We start from the raw sequence: 19,813 nt of genomic DNA, 5'->3' as shown, positions 1-19,813 counted from the left end.
TCGCTGTTCGTCTTCCCGAAGCTCTTTGCGCGCAGCCGTCCGGCGTAGAGGTATGACAGCGGCTGCCGACCTGATTCTCCACGGTGGCGAGATCCACACACTCGGCCCAGACGGTGACGAGGTGTACGAGGCGGTGGCGGTGCGGGACGACCGCGTCGTCGGGCTGGCCAACGACTACGACGCCGGTTTCCTCGGAGGGACCGGGACGGAGACCGTCGACCTCGGGGGCCGGGTGGTGATTCCGGGGTTCGTCGACGCCCACACGCACATGGAGGTCGTGGGGCAGCACGGCGTGCACGCCGACCTCCGGGGAGCCAGTGGTCCGGAGGAAGTCACCGAGCGGCTGGCCGAGCGCGCCAGCGACCTGAGCGAGGACGAGTGGGTGCTCGGGTTCGGGTACGACGAGAGCCAGTGGCCGGGCGACGCGGACCTCTCGCAGGCCGACCTCGACGCCGCGAGCGAGGCGCAGCCGGTCGCGGCGATTCGGGAGGACATGCACACCGCGACGGTGAACGGCGTCGCACTGGCCGAGTACGGCGACGAGATGCCCGACGAGGACGTGGGTGAGGACGGTCGCATCGTGGAGGACGCCGTCGAAGTCGTCTACGACGCGACCGACCCCGACCCGGCGGAGACGGAGGCGCTGGTCCGGGCGGCGCAGCGCGAAGCCAACGCGAAGGGCGTGACCGCCGTCCACGACATGGTGCGGCACTCCCACGCGCCCCGTGCCTACCGGGAGCTGGAGGCGGCGGGCGAGCTCTCCGTCAGGGTGCGGCTGAACTACTGGGCCGACCACCTCGACGCCGTCCTCGAGACGGGGCTGGTGACGAACCACGGCAGCGACATGGTCGAGATGGGCGCTGTCAAGACGTACACCGACGGCAGCCTCGGCGGCCACACGGCGAAGCTCCACGAGCCGTACGCCGACGCGCCCGACGAGACCGGGACGTGGGTCGTCGACCCCGAGGAGCTAGCGGGCATCGTCGAGCGCGCCGACGGCGCGGGCCTGCAGGTGACTGCGCACGCCATCGGCGATGCGGCCGTCGACGCCGTCCTCGACGCCTACGAGGACGCAGCCGCCGGGGACGCGGGCCAGCGCCGCCACCGCATCGAGCACGCCGAGCTCGCGTCCGACGACGCCATCGAGCGGATGGCCGACCTCGGCGTGGTGGCGTCCCCGCAGCCGAACTTCCTGAAGTGGGCGGGCACCGAGGGCCTCTACGAGGACCGACTGGGCACCGAGCGCCGCGAGGCCAGCAACCGGTTCGCCGACATGCTGGAGGCTGGCGTGGACGTGGCGTTCGGCAGCGACTGCATGCCGCTGGACCCGCTGCTGGGCGTCCACCACGCCGTGAACGCTCCGGCGGACGCCCAGCGGCTGTCGGTGACGGAGGCGCTGCGGGCGTACACGAGCGGCGGCGCGTACGCCGGCTTCCGCGAGGACGAGCAGGGCGCGATTCAGGAGGGCGCGCTGGCTGACTTCACTGTGCTGGACGCGTCGCCGTGGGAGCACGCGGACGCAATCGCGGACGACGTCGACGTGGCGATGACCGTCGTGGACGGCGACGTGGTGTACGACGGGACGTAGCCCCCAGACCTAACATCGAGCCGGGAGAACCGCCGGGTATGGCAACAGCAGGCGTCGCGTTCGGTCTGTTCCTCGTCGTCGGCGTCGGCGGCGCACTTCTCCTGTACCTGCTCGTGCGCCGGGAGGCCGAAGACACGACCCGGATGACCCGGGAGGAGGCCCACGAACAGGTGTCCCGCGAGCAGGACGAGTAGCCGACCACTCGATTCTCGCTCTCTCGTTCTCCTCGAGTAGTGGCTCGTCTCTCCGACAGCCGAGATTGAAGAAATAATCTTTTCATAGTGGAGTTCCGAAGGTGAGAGTACACGGGTGACCTGAACGTGGCAGAGATGGACACGTCGTCGTTCGAGACCGACCTGAGTCTCTTCAAGTACGACGACCTCGAAGCGCTTCCCGAGGAGTACCGCGAACTGACCGAAGACGAGCGTACGGAACGCATCGAGGCGGCGCGTGCCGAACTCGGCGACGACGTCGTGGTCCTCGGCCACAACTACCAGCGACGCGAGATCGTCGAGCACGCCGACTTCATCGGCGACTCCTACCAGCTCTCGAAGGAGGCCGCGAACGCCGACGCCGACTACGTCGTCTTCGGCGGCGTGACGTTCATGGCCGAGAGCGCGGACATCATCACGGACGACAGCCAGTCCGTGATTCTGCCCTCGATGGAGGCCTCGTGTCCGATGGCGGGGATGGCCGAAGCCCTCCAGGTCGACGCCGCGTGGGCGGACATCACCGACGCCGCCCCGGACGAGAACATCATCCCCATCACGTACATGAACAGCTACGCCGACCTGAAGGCGTTCTGCGCCGAGCAGGGCGGGCTGGTCTGCACGTCGTCGAACGCCCACCGAGCGTTCGAGTGGGCGTTCGAGCGCGGCGACAAGGTGCTGTTCCTCCCCGACAAACACCTCGGCGAGAACACCGCCCACCGGCTCGGCCTCGAAGATTCCACCGTCGAGTGGGACCCCTGGGACGCCGAGGGGAAGACCGCCGAGGCGGTCGCCGACGCCGACATCGTGCTCTGGGACGGCTACTGCCAGGTCCACGAGCGCTTCACCGCCGACCACGTCGCCGAGGTCCGCGAGGACCACCAGGACGTGAACGTCGTCGTCCACCCCGAGTGCCGCCGGGAGGTCGTCGAGGCGGCGGACGTCGTGGGCTCCACGTCGACCATCACGCAGACCGTCGAGGACGCCGACCCCGGCGAGACGTGGGCCATCGGCACCGAGATTCACCTCGCGAACCACCTCCAGCGCTGGCACCCCGAGGTGAACGTCGTCCCCCTCTGCGGGGACGCCTGCATGGACTGCAACGCGATGCGCCAGATCGACCCGAACTACCTCGCGTGGGTGCTCGAGGAGCTCGTCGAGGGCCGCGAGCGCAACGTCGTCGAGGTCGCCGCCGAGGAGAAGGAACTGGCGCAGGTCGCGCTCGACCGCATGCTCGAAATCTGACCATGACCGACTACGCTACCACCGACGTGCTCGTCGTGGGCTCGGGCATCGCGGGCTGTGCGGCCGCGCTGGCCGCCGCCCGCGAGGGCGCAGACGTGCTCGTCGCGACGAAGGCCGAGCGCCCCGCCGACGCCAGCACGGACTGGGCGCAGGGCGGCATCGCCACCACCCGAGACAGCCCCGAGTCCCTGAAACGAGACGTGCTGGCTGCCGGCGACGGCGAAGCCGACCCCGACACAGTCGACGTGCTGGTCGAAGACGCCGCCGACGCCGTCGAGGACGTGCTCGTCGACACACTGGACGTGTCCTTCGACGGCGGCGACGGCGAGGGCTTCGACTACGCGCAGGAGGCCGCCCACTCCGAGGCGCGCATCCTGCACGTGGACGCCGCCACGGGCCACCACATCCTCCGGCCGTTCCTCCGACTCCTCGACGACCACGAGAACGTCCGGATTCTGGAGGACGCCGCCGCACTCGACCTGATTACCGACGAAGGGCTCGTGACCGGGGCGCTGCTCGACCGCGACCCCGAGACCGGCGAACGGGCCGGGACGGGCGCCCCGGTGTTCGCCGGGTCGACGGTGCTCGCGACGGGCGGCATCGGCGACCTCTACCGGCGGTCGACGAACCCCGCCGGCTCGACGGGCGACGGCGTGGCGATGGCCGCGCTCGCCGGCGCGGACGTCGAGGACGTCGAGTACGTCCAGTTCCACCCGACCGCCTACGACGACGAGGACCCGTTTCTCGTCTCCGAGGCCGTCCGCGGCGAGGGCGCCGTTCTGCGGAACGCCGACGGCGAGCGCTTCATGCCCGAGTACCACGAGGACGCCGAACTCGCGCCCCGCGACGTGGTCGCGCGCGCCGTCGCCGCCGAGCGCGACGCCACCGGCGAGGTCCGGCTGGATGTCTCCCCGCTGGACTTCGCCGGGGAGTTCCCGGGGCTGGCCGAGACCTGCGAGGACCGTGGCGTCGACTGGGAGGCGGGCATCCCGGTCGCGCCCTGCGAGCACTTCCTCTGTGGCGGCGTCGCCGTCGACACCGAGGGCCGAGCGAGCCTCGACCGGCTGTTCGCGGTCGGCGAGTGCGCCCGCACGGGCGTCCACGGTGCGAACCGCCTCGCGTCCACGAGCCTGCTCGAGGGGCTCGTCTGGGGGCTGCGGGCCGGCGAGACGGCGGCCAGCGACGGCCGGGAGGCGGAGCCGAGCGAGCCGCCCGAGCTCCGGGACCGCGACCCCGACCTCCCGTCGGGCTTCGCCGACGAGAAGTTCCGGCGGCTGCGGCGCGTGATGGACGAGTACGTTGGCCTCCACCGGTCCGGCTCCGACCTCGAGCGCGCACAGGGCGTGCTCCGCCGGCTGAAGGGCGAGGTCGACGCCTACGTCCGCACCCGGACGAGCCGGGACCTCTACCAGCTCCGGAACGCCGCCGTCGTCGGGCTGCTGGTCGCACGGGCCGCCAGCGAGAACCCGGAGAGCGCCGGCTGCCACCACCGCACCGACGAGGCTGCCGTCGAGGAGGCACCGGATGCCGGTCACTGACGCCGACGTCGAGCGGTGGCTGCGCGAGGACCTCGGCCACCACGACGTGACCAACGACGTGCCCGGGGAGACGGCCGGCCGGCTCGTCGCCAGGCAAACGGGTGTCGCCGCCGGCCTCGACGCCGCAGTCCGTGTGTTCGAGTACCTCGGCTGCGAGGCCGACGCGCTCGTCGACACCGGCGACCGAATCGACGCCGGGGACGCCGTGCTCGCCGTCGACGGCGACGCACAGAGCGTGCTGCGCGCCGAGCGGGTCGCCGTGAACGTCGCCGGCCACGCCTCCGGCATCGCCACGAAGACCCGGCGAGCCGTCGACGCCGCACGCGAGAAGCGCGACGACGTGGCAATCGCGGCGACCCGGAAGACCACCCCTGGACTCCGGGGCGTCGAGAAGCGCGCGGTGGTCGCGGGCGGCGGCGACACCCACCGCCTCGACCTCTCGCACATGGTGATGGTGAAGGACAACCACGTCGCCGAGCTGGGGCTCGAGGGCGCCGTCGAGCGCTTCCGAGCGGCCAAGAGCTTCGCGACGAAACTGGAAGTAGAGGTGGAGACGCCCGAGGATGCGCCACGGGCAGCCGACGCCGGAGCCGACATCGTCCTGCTGGACAACATGACGCCGGCAGAGACCGAGCGCGCGGTCGACCTGCTGGACGGCGCGGCGCTCGCGGAGGCCAGCGGCGGCATCACCGTCGACGACGTCCCCGCGTACGCGGCGACGGGCGTGGACGTCATCTCGATGGGGTCGCTGACCCACTCCGCGCCCAGCCTCGACTACTCCTTCCGGGCGACCGGCGGCGAGGCGTTCGCGTAGACCGCGCTACTCCAGCAGCGACGACCCCGTCATCGCGGCCGGGCGGTCGATGCCGAGCACCTCCAGCAGCGTCGGGGCGACGTCCCGGAGCGCGCCGCCGTCCCGGACGGCGAAGCCGCCCGAGCGGTCGTCTCCCCCGGTTTCGGGGGCAAGCGAGACGAACGGCACGGGGTTGAACGTGTGCGCAGTGTGGGGGTCCTCGACTGTCCCCATGTCGTCGGCGTTCCCGTGGTCGGCGGTGAGGAAGATGTGCGCGCCCTGCTCGCGGGTCGCTTCGCTCCCCGCTCGCCCATTCGGCGACTCGCTCCGCTCGTCGCCCGCGTCAGAGAGCGCCGGCACCAGCCGTCCGAGTTCCCGGTCGACGGCCTCGACGGCCTCGACGGCGGCGTCGAAGTCGCCCGTGTGCCCGACCATGTCGGGGTTGGCGTAGTTCAACACGAGCACGTCCGGGTCGTCGGTCGCGAGCGCGTCCAGCACGGTGTCGGTGACCCCGGGCGCGCTCATCTCGGGCTGCTCGTCGTACGTCGGCACGTCCGGGCTCTCCACGATTTCGCGGCGCTCGCCCTCGAATTCGACCTCGCGGCCGCCGTTCAGGAAGTACGTCACGTGGGCGTACTTCTCGGACTCCGCCACCCGGAACTGGGTGAGCCCCTCCGCGGAGAGCACCGAGCCGAGCGTGTCCGCGGGCTCCTCGGCCGGGAACGCCACCGGGAGGTCGAACGTCTCGTCGTACTCGGTCATCGTCACCACCGGCACGTCCGGCGGACTCGTCTCGACGCCATCGGCCTCCCAGTCGGCGGGCGCGATGTCCGCGAGCAGCCGGGTGAGCTGGCGGGCGCGGTCGGCGCGGAAGTTCGCGAACACGACGGCGTCGCCGTCGGTGAGCGCGTCGCCGCCCTCGACGACGGTCGGCTCGACGAACTCGTCGGTGTCGCCGCGCTCGTAGGAGTCGGTGACGGCGTCGACCGCCGAGCGGGCCGAGTGGTCGGCCTCCCGGGTGACGATGGCGTCGTACGCCGATTTCGTGCGCTCCCAGTTCTGGTCGCGGTCCATCGCGTAGTACCGTCCGGAGACCGTCGCCACCTCGCCGGTCCCGTGCTCGTCGGTGACGGCTTCGAGGTCGGCGAGGTAGTCCTCGCCGCCGGTCGGGGACGTGTCCCGGCCGTCGGTGAAGGCGTGGACAGCCGCCTCGACGTCCCGCTCTGCGGCGCACTCCACGAGCGCGTGCAGGTGCTCCTGGTCGGAGTGCACGCCGCCGTCCGAGACGAGTCCCATCACGTGCAGCGTCCCGCCGGTCTCCGCGACGTGGTCGAGTGCGCCCGCGATGGCGTCGTTCCCGCAGAGCTCGTCGGCGGCGATGGCGTCCTCGATGCGCGTGTACGCCTGCTTCACGACGCGGCCCGCGCCGATGGTGAGGTGGCCGACCTCGCTGTTCCCCATCTGGCCGTCCGGCAGCCCGACGTCCCGACCGGACGTCGTCAGCGTCCCGAACGCCCCCCGCTCGGCGTACTCGTCGAAGTTCGGGGTGTCGGCGGCATCGACGGCGTCGCGTCGGTCCCGCGAGCCCTGTGAGCGGGACGTCGAGGCAGCTCCGCCGCCTCGGAAGTCGTGATCGCCGAGCCCCCAGCCGTCCAGAATCACGAGCGCGGCCTGCATGCTCGTGGATGCGGCAGTTGGGCCTATGTAGGTGTCGTCTCTCTGGAGCGGGGTTTGGTTCTGGGGTGTGGGTTACTAACTCTCCGAAAGCCCCGGAGGGCTCGACTTGCGCGGCTCGCTGCGCGCCTCGTCGCTCCCGTCGGTCGCTCCTACGGTGCTTACTTCGCCGTGCTTCGCCGAAAGACTCGCTTCGCTCGTCTTTCGAGCCATCCGCTCGCTTCGCTCGCGGAGACGCCGACCCCGCCGCCCCTTTCGATTTCCACCCCCTGCTACCGGCTGTGAAACCAGCCTGATTCCTGCCGGCTGACCAGCCGGTCACGGGCAGGAATGAAAGGGGCGAGGCTCGCGTGGCGGCGTAGCCGCCACGGTATGAGGCGGTCGGCGGAGCCGACCGCCCAGTGGACGAAGGCGGGCGAAGCAAGCACTGCAGCGACTGAACGGAGTGAAGGAGCGAAGGGCGCAGCGAGTGCGAGTTCGACCACTGGGAGACCTCGATATACTCGAACGGCGAACGGAGTGAGCCGTGAGAGCGCACCGAGTCCACAGTCTCGGGGCTTTTGAGGACGTGTAGTCCCGAGAGCAGTCAGAGAAGCAGCCTACACTAACTAGTCGTCGTTGTCGAATTCGGCGCCGCACTCGCCACAGACCATGTGGTCGGTGGGGGCGGTACGCTGGGGGGCGACGACGCCGCAGTCCGGGCAAACGCTGAAGGGGCGTTCGTCTGCGGGGGCGCCGGGGTCGACGTCGATGTGAATCCAGGCGTCGGGATTGGTCTCGTCGTAGAGTTCGACGCCGCTGTCGGTGCGCCGCCAGTTCACCGAGCTCGTGCGGTGTTGCTGCATCCACGACCGGCTACTACGCCGACGAATTTAACATTTCTGACAAAAGTTGCTTCGGTCGCGAGTAAACGACGGTCGGGAGCTACTTGTGGCTCGCCCGTCCACTCCCCGCCATGACCCTCGACCCCGTCCACTTCGACGGCATCGCGGACCTCGCCGCCCGCATCAGACACGAGGTGGACGCCGAGGAACACCGCGACCTCGCCGACGAGACGTGGCGCGAGTTCCTCGACCCCCTGTACGGCGACGACGGCCCCGTGCTCGAACCGCTGGACGACCTCGTGAGACACGCCGCGCCCGTCGAGGAGCTCGCGCTCCAGCCCGACCCCTTCGAGACCGCCCACGGCCTCGACTCCGGCACCATCAATCCCCGGACGTTCACGAACGGCCTCGTCCTCGACCTCGCGCAGGCCGCGATGAGCGCCACGCCCTCCGACCTGGACTGCCACCGCGCCCGCACCACCATCACGAGCGTCCACTCCAACGACGCCACCGTCGACATGGGCACCGACTGGCAGCGCGCCGACGCCGGCTACTGGCGCGGCCGAATCGTCCAGACCACGCCGCTGGCCCGCGACCAGGAGCGCGTCGTCCACGGGCTCGCGCTGTACCTCGCCGAGAGCCACCACGCCCTCGAACACGCCGAGCGCGTCGACGACCTGCTGTTGCTCGACGGCCCGGTCTACCCCAAACAGCTCGTGAAGTGGGCGGACCGCCACGCCAGCCTCGCCGACCTCGTCACGCAGAACGAACTCGTCGGCGAAGTGCTGGAGAACTACGTCCGGCTCGTCGAGGACTTCGCCGACCGCGGCGTCCCGCTGGCGGGCTTCGTGAAGAGCCCCGCCAGTCAGGCCCTCGTGCGCGCGCTCCGCGACCGCGGCCGCCCCACCCCGTGGGCGACCGACGCCGCGTTCTTCGGACAGGTGCTCGAACGCCGCGAGTTCGAGGGCGACGGCTACGAACGGCTCACAGACGAACTCACGTGGACGTGCTGGTTCACGTCCACGCTCGGCGCTGACGGCGTGTTCGCGGATGCCGACGAACTCGGCGTCGACCGCGAACTCGACGCCGCCTGCTACGAGGTCGCGTTCTTCGTCGTCTACGACCCCCGGACGGACCTCGTGCACAAGGTCGAACTCCCGCGCGTGTTCGCCGACGACCCCGACTGCCGGCGGGCGGTCGAGCGCTACGTCACCAGTCAGGTCGCCGCCGAAGCCGGCCCGCCGGAGCCGGTCGGGAAGGCCGACGAGCTCGCGCGCATCGGCAGCGACGAGAAACAGGAGCTCGTCCGCAAGCTCGAGCAGTCCTTCGACAGCCGCGAGGACCGCAACTACGACGACCACCGCTGGTAACGGACGACCACATCGCCGGAGAACGCTCGGCCGGTTTTATTGCTCCGGACGTGGCACCGACGGGTAATGACCAACCGCGCCATCGAGACCCGGAACCTCACGAAGCGGTACGGCGACACGACGGCCGTCGAACGGCTGAACCTCGCCATCCCCGAGGGGTCGGTGTACGGCTTCCTCGGTCCGAACGGCGCCGGGAAGACCACGACGATGCGGATGCTGGCCACGCTCACGAAGCCCAGCGACGGCACCGGGACGGTCGCCGGCGCCGACATCACCGACCGGGACGCCGTCGTCTCGAATCTCGGCTACCTCCCCGAGGAGCCGCCGCTGCACGCCGAACTCACGGCCCGCGAACAGCTCCGGTACGTCGCCGGCCTCCGAGACCTCCCCGAATCCCGGGCCGAGGAACGCATCGACGACCTGCTGGAGCGGTTCTCGCTGGCCGACGACGCCGACCGCCGCATCTCCGCGTACTCGAAGGGGATGAAACAGAAGACCGGCATCATCCAGGCGATGCTCCACGACCCCGACGTGCTCTTCCTCGACGAACCGACGTCTGGACTTGACCCACGGGCCGCCCGCACCGTCCGGGATACCATCGCCGACCTCGCCGACGGCGACGCCACCGTCTTCCTCTCCACGCACATCCTCCCGGTCGTCGACGAACTCGCGGACACCGTCGGCGTGCTCCACGACGGCAGCCTCGTCACCGAAGGCCCGCCGGACGCCCTCAAGCAGCGCGCCGAGACCGGCGACGAACGCACCCTCGAAGACGTCTTCCTCGAGGTCACCGGCGGCATCGGTGGGGAGGCGTAGATGCCCGGGGTTCCGGACACCGGCCACGCCGCCAGCATCGCGTACAACGAGCTCCGCGTCGGCTGGCGGAAGCTCCGCGAGAAGAGCCTCGCCCAGCACATCGCCGTCGGCCTCGTCGCCGTCCTCGTGGTCGGGATGACTGCGGGCGTCACGTGGGCCGCCTACGTCGGTGGGCAGGCGTTCGTCGACGACCCCGGCGCTGCCGGCGACCTCGTCGGGCTCGTCCCGGCCGGCATCGGCGTGTTCACGCTCACGATGACCGCCTACCTCACCGCGCTCCAACTCGGCGACATCGACGTCCGCGACGGCTACCTCACCACCGTGCCCGCCCGCGATGTCGTCGGCGGGCTGCTGGCCGCCGGCTACCTCCGCGTCGTCGGCATGTTCGTCTCGCCGCTCGTCGTCGCCAGCGCCGGATTCGCCGCCGGCGCCGGCGTGCCGCTCGCGTTCCCGCTGGCCGTCCTCGCGCTCGGCGCGCTCGCGACAACGGCCTACCTCGTCGGCTTCCCCGCCGGCGCCGCAGTCGCCTACCTCCTCGGGCAGTCCGAGTTCGTCGACCGCTACAAGACCGGGCTCGGGGTCGCCGCCTTCCTCGCCTACCTCGCGTTGCTGTTCACGGAGACGCTCGACGTGGTCGTCGCGCCCGCACTCGAGGCGACGCAGGCGTCACCGGTCGCGTGGTACGCCGACCTCGCGCTGCTCACTGTCCCCGGCGCCGAAGCCAGCGCGCTCCGCGCCGGCGCCGTCCTCGCCGGCTCCGTCGTCGTCGCTTCCCTCGGCGTGCTCGCGAGCGTCCGCGTCTCAGAACGCCGCTGGTACGACGACACCGCTCACGCTACCCCGCGCCAGACCGACTCGGCGGGCGGCGGCCGGCTCGACGACCTGCTCGGCCGCCGGACCGCGTGGGTGGCCCGCAAGAGCTGGCTGCGCGCGCGCCGTGCCCCCGTCAAGCTCGTCTACGTCACCTACCCCATCTTCGTGCTGTTCGCGCCCATCCAGAACAGCGTCGACGCCGGCCATGTCACCGCCACACTCCCCGCCACCGTCACGCTGTACGCCGCCTGGGCGACCGGCGCGCTGTTCAGCCTGAACCCCCTCGGCGACGAGGGCGCCGTCCTCCCCGTCACCGTCACCTCGGGCGTCTCCGGCCGCGAGTTCGTCGGCGGACTCGTCGCCGCCAGTGCGCTCCTCGGCACCCCGGTCACGCTCGCGCTCGCACTCGCCCTCGGCGTTTTCGGCCCGCTACCACCGGTCGCTGTCGCGTGCCTCGTCGTCGCCGCCGTCGTCCTCCCCGGACTCGCCGCGACGGTCGCCGCCGGCGTCGGCGCGTCCTTCCCCAAGTACGAGGCCACGAGCATCACCCGCAGCCGCGAAGCCGTCGTCCCCTCGCTGTGGTCGTTCGGCGTCTACACCATCGTCTTCCTGCTGTCCGCGGGAGTCGCCACCGGCGTCCAGTCCCCCGCGGTCGCCGGTGCCCTCGGCGGCCTGCTCGGTGTCTCGGAGACCGTCGTCTACGTCACCGGACTCGCCGTCGGGCTGCTCGTCGCCGGCGGCGCCGCCGTCCTCGCCGGCCGCAACGCTGTCCGGACCTTCGACGACTACACAACCGACGGCTGACCTGCCCTCAGAAATCGGCGTCCGTCTCGTGCTCGCGCACGACCTCCACGTCGACGTCCTCGCGGTCGACGCCGATCCGCGCGAACTGCGTCCGCACGTGCTCGCGGGCCGCCTCCAGCGCCGCGTCCCGCGTCTCGAACCCCCGCGGCATCGGCGACTCGAAGGCGACGTTGACCTCCTCCCCGTCCACGTGCTGGACCTGCCCGCCGCTGTCCACCGCGTAGAACTCGTCGCACACCCAGACGTAGGGCGCCGCCTCGTCGGGCGCTCCCTTGAACGACGGCGCGGTCTCGCCGCGCTCGTACAGCGTCCCCGTCAGGGCCGTCCCACCGGCCGACCCACGAACCAGCAGCATACCGGAGTTACTGCACCGACACGGAAAAGACCGCGGACCTCGGTCAGACGACGGCCGCCACGAGGTCGTCGCGAATCGCCTCGCTGACGGCTGCAACGTACAGTCCGTCGGTCGGCCGGGCGACGGCCGCGCCCGCCTCGCTGGCGAGCAGTTCGCCGACGTGTTGCTCCTCGTCGTCCGGATAGAAACACACCATCCCGTCCAGCCGACCGCGGGCAAGCGCGCCCCAGTGCACGCACGGCGACCAGCTCTCCACCACGCGCTTGGTCGCGTCCCCGAGCGCTGCCTGCATCGCGTCGGCCTCCGCCAGCCGCCCGTCCAGTTTCACGTCGTGGCCGATCACGAACCCGACCGTCGCCGTCTCCGTCGTCGCGTCGCTGTCGGCGGCCACCGGCGTGCCGTCGTGGGTCACGCCCTCGCCCCGGCGGGCGACGTAGCAGTCGTCGCTCACCGGCACGTAGACGCAGCCGGCCAGCGGGCCGTCGTCGTCCAGCACCACGGCCGCCGACGCGAACGACGGCAGGCCGGCGACGAAGTTGTTCGTCCCGTCGAGCGGGTCGACGACCCACCGGTAGTCGCCGCCCGTCGACACGTCGCCGGACTCCTCGGCGTACACCGCGTGGTCGGGGTGGCTGTCCCGGATCACGGACAGCATCCGCTGTTCGCTCGCGCGGTCCGCCTCCGCCTTCACGTCGTGGCGGCTGTACTCGGCGTCGGGCTCTCGGCCGAACCGCTCCCGGAGGTGGCGGCCGCCGGCCAGACACGCACGCACTGCCGTGTTCTCGACGTCGGAGGGCATCAGTTCCACGCCGGCAGTCTGCCGGCTAAACGGTTGTGGTTCAGGGGAAAGCGGTTAGTCCGTGCGCTGCCACCCCTCGTCCATGAGCGACCTCGGGGACTTCGCGGACCACGGCCGCGACGACGACGACGACGACGACGAGACTGGTGGGGTCGAGGGCCCCACCGAGTCGGGCGACGACTACGACCGCCCGGAACTCGAGGACGTCGGGAGCGACGACGGCATCGGCGCGCTCGCCGTCTCCGAGGGGCTCCGCATCCACGAGGACGGCCGCGAGACCGCCCTGAAGGCGTACGTCACCGCCGGCAACCGGTCGGCGGTCCGGCTCGGCACCTACCTCGTCGCGCCCTACCCGGGCGGCGAGAAGCTCTTCTGCAAGATCACGGGCCTGGAGTACGTGCAGGCGTTCGAGAGCGACGACGCCACCGAGATTCACGCCCGGCGCGCGATGCGCTCCGACGGCGTCGACGAACAGGACTACAAGTTCCTCGCGGAGCTCGACCCCGTCGCCGTGCTGTACACCGACGGCGGCAGCGGCGACCTGAAACGCCGGATGCCCGACCGCGTCCCGAAGCCGGAGACCGTGGTGCGGGCGGCCGACGACGCCACCGAGATCAAGACCGGCCTGAAGATTCCCGAGGATGGCGTGTTCCTCGGGCACCTCTCCGTCGGCGGCGAGAAGGTCCGGACGGCGGCAGAACCGCCGACCATCGACTACCGCGTCAAAGACGACTACGAGGCCGGCGACCCGCTGGTCTTCCGGCACACGCTGGTCGCCGGCGGCACCGGCTCCGGGAAGACCCACGCCGCGAAGAACGTCCTCCGCCAGTACCTTCACGAGGACCGTCGGTACCCCGTCGACTCCGGCGGCCCCGAACGCCGGATGGCGGTCGTCCAGTTCGACCCGCAGGACGAGTACGCCCAGATGCACGACGACAACCCCGACGCCGAACCCGGCGACGAGCGCCAGTGGGAGACCCAGGGGCTGGCGTACGGCGGCCACGACGACACCGTCGCGTTCGTCCCGAAGGTCGGGTCGGCGTCGTACGCCGCCGACCACCACGCCGCCGAACAGGTGGAGTTCACGGTGCCGTTCTCGATGGTGCGGGACAACCCCTGGCTGGTCGCCTCCAGCGACCTCAACGACAACCAGTACGGCGCACTCCACCTGCTGCTCGACCGATTCTTCGGCCAGTACGGCGAGTCCGGCACGTACCGGGAGTTCTGCTCGTTCCTCGACGACCCCGCGCTGAAAGAGGAACTCGACGAGTCCGGGCGCGTCCACGAGGCGACCTACGAGGCCGTCCTGCGGCGGGTCAACGGGATGCCAAACGGTCTCTTCGACCAGGACGCGCGCGCCATCACCGACCTCGTCGAGGACCGGCAGTTCGTGCGCCCCGGTCGGCTGTCAGTCGTGCCGACGTACCACGTCAGCGACTCGCGGGCGGCCGAGACGGTCGTGCTCGCGGTGTCGAGCCTGCTGGTCGACCAGAAGCTCTCGAACGACCCCAGCTACGAGTCCATCAAGGAGACGCCGCTGCTCGTGGGGATGGACGAGGCGCACAACTTCCTCTCGGACGCCGACAGCGTGCAGGCCCGGAAGGTCGTCGGGAAGTTCACGGAGGCCGCCAAGCAGGGCCGCAAGGAGCGCCTCGGGCTGTTCCTCATCACGCAGGACCCCCAAGACATCGCGGACCCCGTGTTCAAGCAGGTGAACACGACGGTCGTGTTGAACCTCGGCGACGAGGACGCGATTCAGGCCGTGAACATCCCGTCGTCGCTCCAGTCGAAGGTGCCCTACATGGAGAAGGGCCAGATGGTCGTCTACTCGCCGGACAACTCCGAGCCCGTCGAGATTCAGGGACTGTCGACGTGCGTGACGCGGCACGGTCGCGACTGACGGGAACTGGCCGCCCCCTTTATCCTCGGTGGCGTGGAATCCCTAGACATGACACACGTCCTGATTCCCATCGACGGGTCGCCGCAGGCACAGAACGCCCTCGAGTACGCCCTCGAGGAGTTCGAGGCGGCGGAGATCACCGTCCTGAACGTCATCGACCCCATCGAGGCCGGGTACACCTCGCAGGCGACGGTACCCGGCTACTCCGAGGAGTGGTTCGAGCAGTCGAAGACCGCGGCCGACGAGCTGTTCGAGGACGCGCAGGCGACGGCCGACGAGTACGACGTCGAGTTGCAGACCGCGACCGAGGTCGGGCGGCCGAGCCGCACCATCGTCTCGTACGCCGAGGACGAGGACGTCGACCACATCGTGATGGGGAGCCACGGGCGGTCCGGCGTCACGCGCATCCTGCTCGGCAGCGTCGCGGAGAATGTCGTTCGGCGGTCGCCGATGCCGGTGACCATCGTCCGGTAGACAGGGCTGACAGGCGGCGCCAGCGCTGCTCGCGGGCGGGTGCGCCGCGCTCTCGTCTCGGTCCGCCCGCGCCGACACTCAGGTCACGACCTGGGTTGGTTCCGCTCTCCCACTTGAACCTCGGGAGCCGGTAGCACTAGCATCCGCGAGCGAGCGGTTCGGAGAACCCGAGCGAAGTGGTTCACCGCGCGACCGGAGGGAGCGCGGGCGCCGAGGACCCCCGGAGCGGGGTCCGACGGCGCTTTTAGCGTAGCTTTTGCCAGCGAGCGAGGGTGCGTCAGCACCCGAGTGAGCGCAGCAAAAGGTACGTCTAGAAGATGTTCGCTTGCCGGTAGACGCTGATGCCCTCGTGGGTGATCTCGTAGGGCTTGGTCTCGCGGGAGTGGTTGGCGTCGCGTATCTTCTGAATCTCGACGGCGAGCCGGGTCTCCCGGAAGTCCTCGGGGCGGATGTACCGGAGGACGACGACGGCGTCCGTGAGGTACTCGATGACGCCGTATCGGGAGGCGAAGGCGTTGTCCTCGCTGGCTTCGCTGGTGAGCATCGTGGTGACGCCGGCTTCCTTCAGCGCTTTGGTGAAGTCGTAGATTTCAGTGCGGCGCGTCGACTGGTCGTCGTACATCATCTCCAGCAGCGAGACGGAGTCGAGGACGAGCCGGCTGGCGCCGAAGTCCTCGACGAGTCGCGGGAGCTCGTTCCGGATGCTCGTCAGCGAGTTCGCCATCTCGATGGGGTCGATGTCGACGACGGCGAGGTCGCCGTTGGCGGCGTGCTCGGAGAAGTTCCAGCCCTTCTCGTCGGCGCTCTGGACGACGCGTTCGCGGGACTCCTCGAGTGTGATGAAGACCGCTCGTTCGCCGTTCTGGATGGCTTCGTGGAGGAACTGGAGGCCGAAGGTGGTCTTCCCGGTGCCGGCTTCGCCGACGGCGACCATCAGGGAGCGCTCGGGGACGCCGCCCTGAATCATCTCGTCGAGGCCCTCGATGCCGACGTCGATGCGGGGGATGTCCGACTCGAAGTCTTCCTCTTCGAAGTCGTCGCCGGCGTCGCCGGTGCCCGCGCCGTCCTCGAGGTCGAATCCGAACGTTCCCTCGCCGCCACCACCACTACCACCGCCACCACCGCCCGGCATCTGTGGCGCGCTGCCACCGCCACCACTGCCGCCGCCGCTGGCGCCCGCGAACGCGTCGGCGAAGTCGTCCTCGAACAGTTCGTCGTCGTCGCCGTCGCCACCACCGCCACCGTCGTCGCCACCGGCGTCGAACGCGTCCGCGAAGTCGTCAGGGCTCCCGTCCCCGTCGTCCGAGCCGGAAGGGGCCGGCGTGTCACCGCCACCCGCATCGGACGAGTCCGGAGTGTCGCCGTCGTCTGCACCGAACGCGTCGGCGAAGTCGTCCGCGTCGGTGTCGGCGTCGGCCGGCGGGCCGTCGGTCGGTTCCGCCGCTGGTGAGTCGGCAGCGTCGTCGAGTTCGGCCGCGCTGGCGCTCCCGACCGGCTCGGCAGCGCCGTCCGAGCCTGGGCCCCTTTCGGCCGTCTCCCCGTCCGGGAACGGTTCGCTCGACGGCTCTCCGTCCGGTTCTGCTGGCGTCTCGTCGGGGTCTGCGTCGGCTTCCGCTGGACGGCCAGCCGAGTCGCTGTCCGTGCCGTCGGCCGAGTCGCTGTCGGCGGCGTCAGCTTCGTCCTCGAACGCCGCCTCGAACCAGTCGTCGTCGCCCTCTCCGTCGTCGTCAGCCACGGTGCCGCCCCCGGGCCGCGGCGACACGCGCCGTCGGCTCCATACCCCGGCCGAGGGTGGGCAGCGAAAAGTAGTTTCCGCCGCCCGCGGGTTTTTCAAGCGCCGGCGTTCGAGTGGGAGATATGCGAGTCGGCATCGTCGCGCAGCGCGGGAACTCCCGCGCGGCCTACCTCGCGGGGGACGTCCGCGAGGAGTTGACGGAGATGGACGTCGAGGTGTGGCTGGACGCGGCGACTGCCGGAGAGCTGGACGTCGCGGGACGTGACGTCGCGGCCTTCTCGGCCTGCGACCTCGTGGTGTCTATCGGTGGCGACGGCACCTTCCTGTTCGCCGCGCGGGGTGCCGGGTCGACACCCGTGCTCGGCGTGAACCTCGGCGAGGTCGGGTTCCTGAACGCGGTCGCCCCCGAGGACGTCGTCGACGTGGTCTCCCGGGAGGTCCAGCGGTTCCGGGAGACCGGCGACGTCCGGTACCGGGAGGTACCCCGCGTGGTGGCGTCCGGCGACGGCTGGTCGGCGACGCCCGCGCTCAACGAGGTGGCTGTGCTGGGCGACCAGCGCGGCCACGGCCACGGCGTCGACGTGGAGGTCCGCGTAGACGGGTCGCTGTACGGGGCGACGCACGCCGATGGCGTGCTGGTGGCGACGCCGACCGGCAGCACGGCGTACAACCTCAGCGAGGGCGGGCCGCTCGTGCACCCGGGCGTGGACGCGCTGGTGGTCACGGGCATGTGCGCGTCGGAGGCGATGCCGCCGCTGGCGGTCGGTCTGGACAGCGAGGTGACCGTGCGCGTGGACGGTCCCGACGAGGTGGTCGTGGCCAGCGACGGCGGCCGGACGGAGCGCGTGGAGACGCCGTCGGTCGTGACCGTCGAGAGAGCCGACGATCCCGGGCGAGTCGCGGGCCCAGACGCCGATTTCTTCCAGGCGCTCGGGAAACTGGAGTGAGTGCCGGAACGGAAAGTCGTATTGAGCTTCCCCCCCAAGGAAGGTGCAATGAGCCAGCAGCTACCGGACGTGCAGGCCTCCGAACCCGAGGTCTCGGTCGGCCTGAGTCAGGTCGGCGTGACGGGCGTCGAGAAGCTCGTGAAAATCGCCCGCGAGGACGACCGCCCCATCGCGTTGATGGCGGAGTTCGAGGTGTACGTCGACCTGCCCCGCGGCCGGAAGGGCATCGACATGAGCCGGAACATGCAGGTCATCGACGAGACCCTCGAGGACGCCGTCAGCGACCCCGTCTACCGCGTCGAGGAGATGTGCGGGACGGTCGCCGAGCGGCTCCTGGAGAAGCACGACTACACGTCGACGGCGACCGTCGAGATGGAGGCCGAGCTGATGGTCCGAGAGGAGACGCCGGCGTCTGACCTCCCGACGCAGGCGACCGTCGACATCATCGCGTCCGCGACGGCCCGGGCCGACGAGCCGACCCGCGAGGAGATCGGCGCGCGCGTCGTCGGCATGACGGTGTGTCCGTGCAGCCAGCAGATGATGAGCGAGACCGCACGCCAGAAGCTCGCCGAGCTCGGCGTCGGCGAGAACGCCGTCCGGGAGTTCCTCAAGGACGTCCCGCAGGCCGGGCACAGCCAGCGGGGGCACGCCACGCTCACCGTCGAGGCCGCCGGCGACCCGGAGGTCGACCTGATGGACCTCGTGGACGTCGCGCGGGACTCGATGAGCGCGCGCATCTACAACACCGCCAAGCGCCCCGACGAGGACCACATGACCTACCAGTCGCACGCGAACGCGAAGTTCGTCGAGGACTGCGTGCGGTCGATGGCCCGGGGCGTCGTCGACGAGTTCGACCACCTGCCCGAGGACGCGGTGGTGACGATGAAGCAGTCCAACGACGAGTCCATCCACCAGCACAACGCTCACGCCGAGCGCGTCGCCGAGTTCGGGCAGCTCCGCGAGGAAGTCGACGGCGGCGAGTGACGCCGCGAATCTGCTGGCAGTCGGCGTTCCGCTGCGCCGCGGCCGTCAGGTGAACCGTTCGACGAGCGAGGGCGCCAACGGGTACGACCACGGCGTTCCCATCGCCGCTTGCCACGCGGCGAACGCCGCGAAGGCAACGGTCGCGACGAGCGCGACCAGAGTCACGACGACGAGCGCAGTGGTTCCGGACCTGACGAGCGTGTCGAGAGTCGGGGGGAGGAGTGGCCCGGTGACAGTGTACCCGTAGAACTGGCCGTCCATGGCGTACAGGCCGGTTGGGACGAGCGAAACCGTCGCGAGCGCGAGTACCGACAGCGACCAGTTCGCGGCGTTCCGAGCGTTCGCTCGCGTGAACGAGTCGTCGCTGGCCACGAGCACGACGGCTGCGACGCCGCCGAACGCCAGTAGCGTCACACTCACGTCGCTGGTGAGCGCGAACGCGGCGGCGGCGGCCGCGAGTGCGAGCACGTGGACCAGGACGCCGGCGACCGAGCGGCCGCCGGCGTGGTCGTTGTCGGTCGACGGCTCCGGCGGCTTCGGGGTGGTGTCCGCGCCCGTCGCGGCGGAGAAGCGCCGGCCGAGGTACGCGAGGCCGACCGGGACGACAACGACGACGGTGTTGCTCGCCGTGGCGTAGGCGGCCACTGCCGCGAGTGCGCCGCCAGCGACCCAGAGCCAGCGGTTCGGCGACCACGGCGCTGGGCTGGCGCGCACGACGCCGATGTCCACGTACAGCGCCGCGAAGAACACCGGCACGAGGAGCGTCTGCAGGACGGCGAAGAGGGCGAAACCGAAGAGCGCGAGCGGGCCCGCAGCGGCGACGTCGGTCAGCCAGCGCCCACCAATCACGCCCAGGACCAGCGAGACCAGCGTGACGACAGCGACCACGAACAGGGAGCGACTCGAACGCACGGTGGAACGTCCACACCGTCGACGTATGAATGT

The 19,813-nt window shown here is 70.6% G+C and carries 18 protein-coding genes; 12 read left to right on the top strand and 6 right to left on the bottom strand.

Going from position 1 to position 19,813, the window contains the following annotated elements; all coding sequences use genetic code 11:
* Positions 1-52: 52 nt before the first annotated feature.
* The 5 genes from LT971_RS03580 to nadC all read left to right on the top strand — a co-directional run bounded on the left by LT971_RS03580 (position 53) and on the right by nadC (position 5,394).
* Positions 53-1,588 carry an amidohydrolase gene (locus LT971_RS03580; RefSeq protein WP_237005478.1) on the top strand — a complete coding sequence of 512 codons (1,536 nt, stop codon included), beginning with the start codon at positions 53-55 and terminating at the stop codon, positions 1,586-1,588.
* 38 nt (positions 1,589-1,626) lie between these two features.
* Positions 1,627-1,782 carry a DUF8143 family protein gene (locus LT971_RS03575; RefSeq protein WP_237005477.1) on the top strand — a complete coding sequence of 52 codons (156 nt, stop codon included), beginning with the start codon at positions 1,627-1,629 and terminating at the stop codon, positions 1,780-1,782.
* Positions 1,783-1,917: 135 nt separating this feature from the next.
* Positions 1,918-3,042: a quinolinate synthase NadA gene (gene nadA / locus LT971_RS03570; protein ID WP_237006249.1), complete on the top strand. Its 1,125-nt coding sequence runs from the start codon at positions 1,918-1,920 to the stop codon at positions 3,040-3,042.
* Between the two features lie 2 nt (positions 3,043-3,044).
* A complete protein-coding gene (locus LT971_RS03565; protein ID WP_237005476.1) occupies positions 3,045-4,580 on the top strand; it encodes an L-aspartate oxidase in 1,536 nt (511 codons plus the stop codon).
* A complete protein-coding gene (nadC, locus tag LT971_RS03560) occupies positions 4,567-5,394 on the top strand; it encodes a carboxylating nicotinate-nucleotide diphosphorylase (RefSeq protein WP_237005475.1) in 828 nt (275 codons plus the stop codon). The genes LT971_RS03565 and nadC overlap by 14 nt, the downstream gene beginning before the upstream one ends.
* Before the next feature lie 6 nt (positions 5,395-5,400).
* Here nadC and gpmI read toward each other — a convergent pair whose 3' ends face one another.
* Positions 5,401-7,050 carry a 2,3-bisphosphoglycerate-independent phosphoglycerate mutase gene (gpmI, locus tag LT971_RS03555; RefSeq protein ID WP_237005474.1) on the bottom strand — a complete coding sequence of 550 codons (1,650 nt, stop codon included), beginning with the start codon at positions 7,048-7,050 and terminating at the stop codon, positions 5,401-5,403.
* A gap of 605 nt (positions 7,051-7,655) precedes the next feature.
* The gene (locus LT971_RS03550) at positions 7,656-7,892 is read right to left on the bottom strand and encodes an Rcat domain-containing protein (protein WP_237005473.1); all 237 of its coding nucleotides are present in this window, start codon (positions 7,890-7,892) and stop codon (positions 7,656-7,658) included.
* 110 nt (positions 7,893-8,002) lie between these two features.
* Here LT971_RS03550 and LT971_RS03545 point away from each other — a divergent pair, with 110 nt between their 5' ends.
* The 3 genes from LT971_RS03545 (at position 8,003) to LT971_RS03535 (ending at position 11,674) form a co-directional block, all read left to right on the top strand.
* Positions 8,003-9,241, top strand: a complete 1,239-nt coding sequence (locus tag LT971_RS03545) for a DNA double-strand break repair nuclease NurA (protein WP_237005472.1) — start codon at positions 8,003-8,005, stop codon at positions 9,239-9,241.
* 66 nt (positions 9,242-9,307) lie between these two features.
* The gene (locus LT971_RS03540) at positions 9,308-10,057 is read left to right on the top strand and encodes an ABC transporter ATP-binding protein (RefSeq protein ID WP_237005471.1); all 750 of its coding nucleotides are present in this window, start codon (positions 9,308-9,310) and stop codon (positions 10,055-10,057) included.
* Positions 10,058-11,674 (top strand): hypothetical protein, encoded by a 1,617-nt coding sequence (locus tag LT971_RS03535; RefSeq protein ID WP_237005470.1) that lies wholly within the window; start codon positions 10,058-10,060, stop codon positions 11,672-11,674.
* A gap of 7 nt (positions 11,675-11,681) precedes the next feature.
* Here the strand turns inward: LT971_RS03535 and LT971_RS03530 are convergent, their stop codons facing one another.
* Entirely contained in the window at positions 11,682-12,029 is a 348-nt protein-coding gene (locus LT971_RS03530; RefSeq protein WP_237005469.1) for a DUF7113 family protein, read from the bottom strand.
* A gap of 43 nt (positions 12,030-12,072) precedes the next feature.
* Positions 12,073-12,828, bottom strand: coding sequence for an inositol monophosphatase family protein (locus tag LT971_RS03525; RefSeq protein ID WP_237005468.1), 756 nt, complete (start codon positions 12,826-12,828; stop codon positions 12,073-12,075).
* Positions 12,829-12,910: 82 nt separating this feature from the next.
* Here LT971_RS03525 and LT971_RS03520 point away from each other — a divergent pair, with 82 nt between their 5' ends.
* The gene (locus LT971_RS03520) at positions 12,911-14,728 is read left to right on the top strand and encodes an ATP-binding protein (protein WP_237005467.1); all 1,818 of its coding nucleotides are present in this window, start codon (positions 12,911-12,913) and stop codon (positions 14,726-14,728) included.
* Between the two features lie 48 nt (positions 14,729-14,776).
* A complete protein-coding gene (locus LT971_RS03515) occupies positions 14,777-15,202 on the top strand; it encodes a universal stress protein (RefSeq protein ID WP_237005466.1) in 426 nt (141 codons plus the stop codon).
* Positions 15,203-15,512: 310 nt separating this feature from the next.
* On the opposite strand, the gene LT971_RS03510 is transcribed toward LT971_RS03515, so the two are convergent.
* Positions 15,513-16,937: a KaiC domain-containing protein gene (locus LT971_RS03510; protein WP_237005465.1), complete on the bottom strand. Its 1,425-nt coding sequence runs from the start codon at positions 16,935-16,937 to the stop codon at positions 15,513-15,515.
* Positions 16,938-17,059: 122 nt separating this feature from the next.
* On the opposite strand from LT971_RS03510, the gene LT971_RS03505 reads away from it, so the two are divergent.
* Positions 17,060-17,884: an NAD(+)/NADH kinase gene (locus tag LT971_RS03505; protein WP_237005464.1), complete on the top strand. Its 825-nt coding sequence runs from the start codon at positions 17,060-17,062 to the stop codon at positions 17,882-17,884.
* Between the two features lie 48 nt (positions 17,885-17,932).
* The gene (mptA, locus tag LT971_RS03500; RefSeq protein WP_237005463.1) at positions 17,933-18,868 is read left to right on the top strand and encodes a GTP cyclohydrolase MptA; all 936 of its coding nucleotides are present in this window, start codon (positions 17,933-17,935) and stop codon (positions 18,866-18,868) included.
* A gap of 45 nt (positions 18,869-18,913) precedes the next feature.
* Here mptA and LT971_RS16495 read toward each other — a convergent pair whose 3' ends face one another.
* On the bottom strand, positions 18,914-19,780 hold the full coding sequence (locus LT971_RS16495) for a magnetosome magnetite crystal formation protein family (RefSeq protein WP_237005462.1): 867 nt from the start codon (positions 19,778-19,780) through the stop codon (positions 18,914-18,916).
* Positions 19,781-19,813 lie beyond the last annotated feature (33 nt).

Origin of the sequence: Halobacterium rubrum (assembly GCF_021729015.1) — an archaeon.
GTDB classification, from domain to species: domain Archaea; phylum Halobacteriota; class Halobacteria; order Halobacteriales; family Halobacteriaceae; genus Halobacterium; species Halobacterium rubrum.
Note: the sequence above shows the minus strand (reverse complement) of the source record. Positions and strands in the feature narration are given on the sequence as shown.